The sequence below is a fragment of the Streptomyces sp. NPDC006012 genome (genome assembly GCF_042871185.1).
GTDB lineage: Bacteria > Actinomycetota > Actinomycetes > Streptomycetales > Streptomycetaceae > Streptomyces.
Window position 1 is genome coordinate 452,266 of the sequence record NZ_JBIAIE010000004.1, and the last position, 9,114, is coordinate 461,379.

8 protein-coding genes are annotated in these 9,114 nt (G+C 71.1%); 5 read left to right on the plus strand and 3 right to left on the minus strand.

Translation table 11 applies throughout. The features are described from left to right. Positions 1-163: 163 nt before the first annotated feature. Complete coding sequence (locus ACFYPJ_RS11390) at positions 164-688, minus strand: DUF4245 domain-containing protein (RefSeq protein WP_389013957.1); 525 nt, start codon at positions 686-688, stop codon at positions 164-166. A gap of 128 nt (positions 689-816) precedes the next feature. On the opposite strand from ACFYPJ_RS11390, the gene glpX reads away from it, so the two are divergent. Then, positions 817-1,851: a class II fructose-bisphosphatase gene (glpX, locus tag ACFYPJ_RS11395; protein ID WP_389013959.1), complete on the plus strand. Its 1,035-nt coding sequence runs from the start codon at positions 817-819 to the stop codon at positions 1,849-1,851. A gap of 143 nt (positions 1,852-1,994) precedes the next feature. On the opposite strand, the gene ACFYPJ_RS11400 is transcribed toward glpX, so the two are convergent. Both ACFYPJ_RS11400 and ACFYPJ_RS11405 read right to left on the minus strand, forming a co-directional pair. Beyond that, a complete protein-coding gene (locus ACFYPJ_RS11400; RefSeq protein ID WP_389013961.1) occupies positions 1,995-2,372 on the minus strand; it encodes a WhiB family transcriptional regulator in 378 nt (125 codons plus the stop codon). 174 nt (positions 2,373-2,546) lie between these two features. Beyond that, positions 2,547-3,248, minus strand: coding sequence for a DUF1707 domain-containing protein (locus ACFYPJ_RS11405; RefSeq protein ID WP_389013964.1), 702 nt, complete (start codon positions 3,246-3,248; stop codon positions 2,547-2,549). A 231-nt stretch (positions 3,249-3,479) separates the two neighbouring features. Between ACFYPJ_RS11405 and ACFYPJ_RS11410 the strand changes: the two genes are divergently transcribed. From ACFYPJ_RS11410 to ACFYPJ_RS11425, 4 genes are all read left to right on the plus strand, one after another. Beyond that, a complete protein-coding gene (locus ACFYPJ_RS11410) occupies positions 3,480-5,168 on the plus strand; it encodes a fumarate hydratase (RefSeq protein ID WP_389013967.1) in 1,689 nt (562 codons plus the stop codon). A 169-nt stretch (positions 5,169-5,337) separates the two neighbouring features. After that, the gene (locus tag ACFYPJ_RS11415; RefSeq protein ID WP_389013969.1) at positions 5,338-6,735 is read left to right on the plus strand and encodes a class II fumarate hydratase; all 1,398 of its coding nucleotides are present in this window, start codon (positions 5,338-5,340) and stop codon (positions 6,733-6,735) included. Between the two features lie 70 nt (positions 6,736-6,805). Further along, positions 6,806-7,507, plus strand: a complete 702-nt coding sequence (locus tag ACFYPJ_RS11420) for a DUF402 domain-containing protein (protein WP_389013971.1) — start codon at positions 6,806-6,808, stop codon at positions 7,505-7,507. A gap of 280 nt (positions 7,508-7,787) precedes the next feature. Continuing rightward, positions 7,788-9,114: SpoIIE family protein phosphatase (locus tag ACFYPJ_RS11425; protein WP_389013974.1), on the plus strand; the 1,327-nt coding region annotated here is incomplete at its 3' end.

The following is a 9,114-nucleotide window of genomic DNA, read 5'->3' on the forward strand; positions in this document are numbered from 1 at the left end:
AGGCAGCAGGCAGCAGGCAGCAGGCAGCAGGCAGCAGGCAGCAGGCAGCAGGCAGCAGGCAGCAGGCAGCAGGCAGCAGGCAGCAGGCAGCAGGCAGCAGGCGATGATGCCGTGCGGGGCCGGGGCCGCGGGCGGGATGCCCGTGAACGCCGGCCGCCCCGGGTCACGGCAGTTTCAGTGCCTGCGCCATCTTCGCCAGTCCCTCGAACGACGCCGTCCCCGCGACCACCGTGGTGGAGCCTGGCGTGTCGTCCAGTACGAGGGCGTCGTAGCGACCGCCGGTGTAGCGCGTCCAGGTGCGGTCGCCGATCTTCTCGGTGGACTTGGTGGCCTTCCCGCCCTGGCTGGCCTGGTCGATGAAATCGGCGCGCTTCTGGGTCGACTGCTCGACCTGGACGTACTGGCCGCCGGGATCCTGGAAGCCCAGGTGCCAGCGGTCGAAGCTCGCTCCCTGGTAGCGCACCGACGTCGCCTTCCAGGTGCTCGGCAGGCCCTCGGGCGCGGCCACCGGGTAGGGGGCGGCGCGGCGTGCCGTGAGCAGTTCCACGCGGTAGTCGACCCGCTTGATGTCGGGGGCGTGGTCGTCGTGCGGGACGAAGACGTAGATGACGCCCGCCGCGATCCCGATCAGGCCCAGGGAAAAGATCATGTCCCGGACCGTCTTCTGCTTGCCGTTCGAACCTGCCACGCCCCCTATCGTCGCAGGCGCCCCTCCCCGCTCATCCGTGGGGGCCCCTGCTCATTTTGAGCACCTGGCGCTACAGTCAGGACGAACACCCTCATCCGGCCGTCGTCGTATCAGAAAGGTGCGCACCGATGACCGAGCACCATCACTTGCCGTCCGAACTCGACGTACCCTCCGAGGCTCCCGACCGGAACCTGGCCCTCGAACTCGTCCGGGTGACCGAGGCCGCGGCACTGGCCGCCGGCCGCTGGGTCGGGCGCGGTGACAAGAACGGCGCCGACGGCGCCGCGGTCCGTGCCATGCGCACCCTCGTCTCCACCGTCTCGATGAACGGCGTGGTCGTCATCGGCGAGGGCGAGAAGGACGAGGCCCCGATGCTGTTCAACGGGGAGCGCGTCGGTGACGGCACCGGGCCCGAGTGCGACATCGCCGTGGACCCGATCGACGGCACCACACTGACCGCGAAGGGCATGCCGAACGCGATCGCGGTCCTCGCGGCGGCCGAGCGCGGCACCATGTTCGACCCGTCGGCCGTGTTCTACATGGACAAACTCGTGACGGGACCCGAGGCGGCGGACTTCGTCGACATCGACGCGCCCGTCTCGGTGAACATCCGCCGGGTCGCCAAGGCCAAGCGGTCCACGCCCGAGGGCGTCACGGTCGTCATCCTCGACCGGCCGCGGCACGAGGACATCATCAAGGAGATCCGGGAGACCGGCGCGCGGATCAAGCTGATCTCCGACGGTGATGTCGCCGGTTCGATCCTGGCCCTGCGCGAGGGCACCGGCATCGACCTGCTGCTCGGCGTCGGCGGCACCCCCGAGGGCATCATCTCGGCGTGCGCCGTGAAGTGCCTCGGCGGCACCATCCAGGGCAAGCTGTGGCCGAAGGACGACGAGGAGCGGCAGCGGGCCCTGGACGCGGGGCACGACCTGGGCCGCGTGCTGACCACGGAGGACCTGGTCACCGGCGAGAACGTGTTCTTCGTCGCCACCGGCATCACCGACGGCGAGTTGCTGCGCGGGGTGCGCTACCGCTCCGAGACCGCGACGACCGACTCGATCGTGATGCGTTCGCGGTCGGGCACGGTCCGCCGGATCGACTCCGAGCACCGGCTGAGCAAGCTGCGCGCCTACAGCACGATCGACTTCGACCGCGCCAAGTAGGCCCGGAAGAGATCGCCAGGCAGACCGGAAGGGAACGCGGACCGGTCGGCGTCCCCGGTGCGGAGGGGACGCCGTCGGCCGTACGGAGACCTCGGACGAAGCCTTCGAGCCCCCGCGCCGGCCACGGGAACCGAAGGCTTCGGTCAGCCCGCCGCCGCGACGTGTCCCGCCGCCCGCGCCGTCTTCTTCAGCTCCATGTCACGGCGCCTGCGCCGGGCCAGCACCACGCGGCGCTCGGCGGCGGTGAGTCCGCCCCAGACGCCGTACGGCTCGGGCTGGAGCAGCGCGTGCTCACGGCACTCGACCATCACCGGACAGCGTGCACAGACCCGCTTGGCCGCCTCCTCGCGGGAGAGCCGGGCGGCGGTGGGCTCCTTGGACGGGGCGAAGAACAGCCCCGCCTCGTCCCGCCGGCACACCGCTTCCGTGTGCCAAGGGGCATCCTGGTCCCGCTCGCGCGCTGGCACCCGCTGGGCCGGAACGACAGCTACCTGCAGAGACGAATGCGGCGGTTGCAGCACGGTCTACTCCTGACGACGGCTTCGCGAGCGAGAGACGATGCAGCAAGCCCTACCCGCTGTGCGCGCGCCTATGCACTGCGTTCTGATCTGCAGGAGTGCGGCGGCCGGTTCACGACCCCCTGCGGTGGATCACGCAGGACCGAGCCGCTCGGGATCCGGTCCGGTTCACAGCCGTCAACGGTCGAGATGTCTGCGCAAAGCCCTGTCGACCTTGTGGTGGACGCGGTCGAGGATGTCCGCGACGAGCTTGCCGCGCTTCGGCCGGGCCTCGACCTTGCCCAGCACGGCCCACCCGTCCACGTAGACGACGGGCGCGTCGGACTCGGCCGAATCCAGCGTGTCCACCTCGAAGTTGCCGAGGACACCGCCGCCGGTGCCGCGCAGCGACACGTTCTCCGGGACGCGGATCTGGACCTCGCCGAAGACCGAGACCGCCTTGATGACGACCTGCTGGTACTCGAAGATCGCCTCGCTCAGGTCGATCTCCACGCTGCCGAAGATCGCGTACGCGTGCAGCCGGCGACCGGCGTGCCAGCGGCCCCTGCGGGTGGCGGCGCTGAACACGGCCACGACGTTGGCGTCCGCCTCGGCCGGTATCGCGCCGGGGGCCGGGCGGGGCCCCGCCGGCACGTAGGCGGAGGCGGGGGTGCGCCCGTGGGCGGCCGGCAGGTCCTGGATGAAGACCTCCAGTTCACCGACCGTCTTGGCGGTCAGCACCCCCTCCACACGCTCGGCGTGTTCGTCGGCGGTCAGACGGCCCTCGGCGAGGGCGTCGCGCAGGATGTCGGCGATCCGGTCCCGGTCGGCGTCCGAGGCGCGCAGTTCGATGACGCGCGGTGGCGCGTCCTGCCGCTGGGCGTGCTTCTGAAGGTCCACGGCAGCAGCGTACCGAAACGCGATAGATCGCGACTAGAGGGTGGGGACAACCCGGACGTGGCGAACCCCACGGAACACTGAGCCCGACCTCACGGCTCCCGTGGCACCGCCAGGTTCTACGCTGGTGGGCGCCCACCGGCGCCGGTGGGCCGCAGGCGACCGCTCCGCGGCTTGCGCGCCCCGGGGGCGGGCCGCCTGGACACGCTGCCTGTCGACCGAGGAATGGCGAAGATGCCGAAAAGTTCCCCCCCAGCCCACCCTGCGTTCGAGTACACCGATCTGCTCCCCCAGGGAGAGGACACCACCCCGTACCGGCTGGTGACCTCCGAGGGTGTCTCCGCCTTCGAGGCCGACGGGCGGACGTTCCTCAAGGTCGAGCCGGAGGCGCTGCGCAAGCTGGCCGAGGAGGCGATCCACGACATCCAGCACTACCTGCGCCCGGCCCACCTCGCCCAGCTGCGCCGCATCGTCGACGACCCGGAGGCGTCGGCCAACGACAAGTTCGTCGCGCTGGACCTGCTGAAGAACGCGAACATCGCGGCGGCGGGCGTGCTCCCCATGTGCCAGGACACCGGCACCGCGATCGTCATGGGCAAGCGCGGGCAGAACGTGCTGACCCGGGGCGAGGACGAGAAGGCCCTCTCGCACGGCATCCACGACGCCTACACCAGGCTCAATCTGCGCTACTCGCAGATGGCGCCGCTGACCATGTGGGAGGAGAGGAACACCGGCTCCAACCTGCCCGCACAGGTCGAGCTGTACGCGACCGACGGCGGCGCCTACAAGTTCCTCTTCATGGCGAAGGGCGGCGGCAGCGCCAACAAGTCGTTCCTGTACCAGGAGACGAAGGCCGTCCTGAACGAGACCTCCATGATGAAGTTCCTGGAGGAGAAGATCCGCTCCCTGGGTACGGCCGCCTGCCCGCCGTACCACCTGGCGATCGTGGTCGGCGGCACCAGCGCCGAGTACGCGCTGAAGACCGCCAAGTACGCCTCCGCGCACTACCTGGACGAGCTGCCCACCGAGGGTTCCCCGCTCGGCCACGGCTTCCGGGACAAGGAGCTGGAGGAGAAGGTCTTCGAGCTGACCCAGAAGATCGGCATCGGCGCGCAGTTCGGCGGCAAGTACTTCTGCCACGACGTGCGCGTGGTCCGGCTGCCGCGGCACGGCGCGTCCTGCCCGGTCGCCATCGCGGTGTCCTGCTCGGCGGACCGGCAGGCCCTGGCGAAGATCACCGCCGAGGGCGTGTTCCTGGAGCAGCTGGAGACGGATCCGGCGCGGTTCCTGCCGGAGACCACCGACGAGCACCTGGACGAGGCCGACGTCGTCCGCGTCGACCTGAACCAGCCGATGGAGGCGATCCTCGCCGAGCTGACCCGGTACCCGGTCAAGACCCGGCTGTCGCTGACCGGCCCGCTGGTGGTGGCCCGTGACATCGCGCACGCCAAGATCAAGGAGCGGCTCGACGCGGGCGAGGAGATGCCGCAGTACCTGAAGGACCACCCGGTGTACTACGCGGGCCCGGCCAAGACGCCGGAGGGCTACGCGTCCGGTTCGTTCGGCCCGACCACCGCCGGGCGCATGGACTCCTACGTCGAGCAGTTCCAGGCGGCGGGCGGCTCCAAGGTGATGCTCGCCAAGGGCAACCGCAGCAAGCAGGTCACGGCCGCGTGCGATGCGCACGGCGGCTTCTACCTCGGCTCCATCGGCGGCCCCGCCGCGCGGCTCGCCCAGGACTGCATCAAGAAGGTCGAGGTCGTCGAGTACGAGGAGCTCGGCATGGAGGCCGTCTGGAAGATCGAGGTCGAGGACTTCCCGGCGTTCATCGTCGTGGACGACAAGGGCAACGACTTCTTCCAGAACCCGACACCGCAGCCGACCTTCACGTCGATTCCCGTGCGGGGGCCGGGCCTGGCGTGACGTGGTCGGGGCGGCCGGGGCTTCGCCGCCCCGGCCGCCCCTTCGCTTTTCGTCCCGTCCCTCCTCGGTGCCGTTCGAGCGGAACGCTCCGAAAGCGGTCGGGATCACCCGCCGTGGCGGGAACAGGTCCCCCTGTCCGGGACGCTGTGCCACACGGAGGTGATCGGCAGTGGCCGACAACGAGCAGGAGTACCGCGTGGAGCACGACTCCATGGGTGAAGTGCGGGTGCCCGTCCATGCGAAGTGGCGGGCGCAGACGCAGCGGGCCGTGGAGAACTTCCCGGTGTCCGGGCAGCGCATCGAGCGTGCGCACATCGAGGCGCTCGCGCGGATCAAGGCGGCGGCGGCGAAGGTGAACGCCGAGCTGGGTGTGCTCGACGAGGACGTGGCCGGGGCGATCCAGGGCGCGGCCGGGGAGGTCGCCGCGGGTGCCTGGGACGAGCACTTCCCGGTCGACGTGTTCCAGACCGGGTCGGGCACCTCGTCCAACATGAACGCCAACGAGGTCATCGCCACCCTGGCGAGCGAGCGGCTCGGCCGCGACGTGCACCCCAACGACCACGTCAACGCCTCGCAGTCGTCCAACGACGTCTTCCCCTCCAGCATCCACATCGCGGCCACCGCGGCCGTCACGCACGACCTCGTCCCCGCCCTGGAGCACCTGGCGGACGCGCTGGCCCGCAAGTCCGCCGAGTTCGCCGACGTGGTGAAGTCCGGGCGGACGCACCTGATGGACGCCACGCCGGTGACCCTGGGCCAGGAGTTCGGCGGGTACGCGGCCCAGGTGCGGTACGGGGTCGAGCGGCTGCGGGCCGCGCTGCCGCGGCTCGCCGAGCTGCCGCTGGGCGGTACCGCCGTCGGCACCGGCATCAACACCCCGCCGGGTTTCTCCGCGGCCGTCATCGCGGAGGTCGCGCGGGTCACCGGGCTGCCGCTGACCGAGGCACGCGACCACTTCGAGGCGCAGGGCGCCCGGGACGGGATCGTGGAGACCAGCGGTCAGCTGCGCACCATCGCGGTCGGCCTGACGAAGATCGCGAACGATCTGCGCTGGATGTCCTCCGGGCCGCGGACCGGCCTCGCCGAGATCCGGCTGCCCGACCTCCAGCCGGGTTCCTCGATCATGCCGGGCAAGGTCAACCCGGTGGTGCCGGAGGCCGTGCTCATGGTGTGTGCGCAGGTCATCGGCAACGACGCGACGATCGCCACGGCCGGCGCCGCCGGCAACTTCGAGCTGAACGTGATGCTGCCGGTGCTCGCCAAGAACGTACTGGAGTCGGTCCGGCTGCTCGCCAACGTCTCGCGGCTGCTCGCCGACCGCACGGTCGACGGGATCGTCGCCGACCGGGAGCGGACCCGCGAGTACGCCGAGTCGTCACCGTCGGTGGTGACCCCCCTGAACCGGTACATCGGGTATGAAGAGGCAGCAAAGGTTGCCAAGCGGGCGCTGGCCGAGCGGAAGACGATCCGTCAGGCCGTCCTGGAGGGCGGGTACGTGGATCGCGGCGACCTGACGGTCGAGCAGCTCGACGCGGCGCTGGACGTTCTGCGGATGACTCGCCCGTAAGAACATTTCCGTCACGAGAACCGTGATGCCCATCGCAGCGTCGTATGCCTTCGGCACCTAATATCTGTGCATGGCAGACGGCGGAGCGGTGAGACGCGTGGCAGACGGGGGAGCGAGCGGCCCGGCGCGCTTCTGGGCGCCCGGCAGTCACATTCTGTGGCGGTACCGGGAGAACGGCGGCGAGCACGTCCACATCGCCCGTCCCGTCACCGTCGTACGGGACGACGCGGACCTGCTCGCCGTATGGCTGGCGCCGGGCACCGAATGTGTGAAGCCGGTGCTGGCCGACGGCACACCGGTGCACGTCGAGCCGCTGGAGTCCCGGTACACCAGACCGCGGACCGTGCAGCGCGACCACTGGTTCGGCACCGGGGTGCTGAAGCTGGCCCGGCCCGCCGAGCCCTGGTCGGTATGGCTGTTCTGGGAGCCGGGCTGGCAGTTCAAGAACTGGTACGTCAACCTCGAAGAACCGCTGGCCCGTTGGGAGAGCGGGGTCGATTCCGAGGACCACTTCCTGGACATCTCCGTGTACCCGGACCGCAGTTGGCACTGGCGCGACGAGGACGAGTTCGCGCAGGCCCAGCGGGACGGGCTGATGGACGCCGACCAGGCCGAACGCGTGCGGCGGGCGGGGCGGTCCGCGCTGGAGGTGATCCGCGCCTGGGGCCCGCCGTTCAGCGAAGGCTGGCAACACTGGCGCCCGGACCCGTCCTGGGGGGTACCGTCACTGCCGGAGGACTGGGACCGTACGCCCGCGCACGTGTCCTCATGAGACTCTTGATGCGCCCCCGGACTACAACCGTAGGATCGTCCTCCGCAAGGGCGCACAGCAGCAACTCCGGCTGTGAACGCCGGGTCTGACCGAACGTCACCGAGGGGCGGCAGGACGTGATCGAGGGGTACGAGGGCAGTACCGGTCCGGACCTGAGACGGTTCGCCGGTGACACAGGAACAACCTCTGACCACGCGGGAATCCCGTTCCTGGGGCACGTATTGCGGGTATCGGGATTCCTGCGGGACGTACTGCGTGCACGGCGCGCAGCCCCGGACGGATGGATTCGACGCGCGTGACGGAACACCCGACGTCCTACGAACGCCCCCAGCCGGGCGCCGACCCCGCGGATCCCCGCGGGGCACTGCTGCGTTCCTCGCAGCCCTACGGGGCCGCCCTGCCCACCCAGGCCGCCGGTGAGGCGCCCTCTTCACCGGGCGGCGCCGCACCCCGCGGCCAGGAGGCGGAGCCCATGGCGGCCGACCCCGAGCACACCCAGCCGACCGCCGCCGAGACCGACCCCCACCGGCCTCGTCCCAGTCCCGTGCCGGAGGGTGTCCCGCCGCAGCCGGGCTCCGAGCTGGAGCGGGCCGCCGCCGCCCAGGAGCGCCGTGCGGGACGGATGGCGCAGCCCGGCCGGCCCACGCCGATGCGACGGGACGGGGACCGGCTGCGGTTCGTGGGCGCCGCCACCCGGCGGATCGCCCGCGGCCTGGACCTCGACGAGATCGTGATGGGTCTGTGCCGGGCCACCGTGCCGACCTTCTCGGACGCGATTCTGGTCTATCTGCGCGACCCGCTGCCGGTCGGCGACGAACGGCCCACCGGCCCGGTGGTGCTGCGGCTGCGCCGCAGCGACCGCATCCCGGAGGAACGGGACACCGAGGGCAGTTTCCTGTCCGGTTCGGCGGAGTCCGAGCCGGCCGAGCTGTCCGGTCTGTCCACGCTCACCGCCGAACTGTGCGAGGTGCGGCCCGGCGGTGCCCTCAGCGAGGTACTGCGCGGTGTGCGGCCGGTGTTCGCGGACGCGCCCGCCGCCCGCGCCGCACTGCCCGAGCTGCTCGGCGAGGGCGGCGAATCGGTGGTGCCGGAAGGCCGGCACGCGATCCTCGCGCCGCTGCGCGGCCGCCGCCGGGTCATCGGCGCCGCGCTGTTCCTGCGCCGTCCCGAGCGCCTGGCCTTCGAGAACGAGGACCTCCTGGTCGCCGCCCAGCTGGCCACGCACAGCGCCCTCGGCATCGACAAGGCGGTGCTGTACGGCCGTGAGGCGTACATCGCCGACGAGTTGCAGCGCACGATGCTGCCCGAGACCCTGCCCCGGCCGACGGGTGTCCGGCTGGCCTCCCGCTATCTGCCCGCCGCCGAGACGGCCCGGGTGGGCGGCGACTGGTACGACGCCATTCCGCTGCCCGGCAGCCGGGTCGCACTCGTCGTCGGCGACGTCATGGGCCACTCCATGACCTCGGCGGCGATCATGGGCCAGCTGCGCACCACCGCGCAGACCCTGGCCGAGCTCGACCTGCCGCCCCAGGAGGTGCTGCACCACCTGGACGAGCAGGCCCAGCGGCTGGGCACCGACCGCATGGCGACCTGCCTGTACGCGGTCT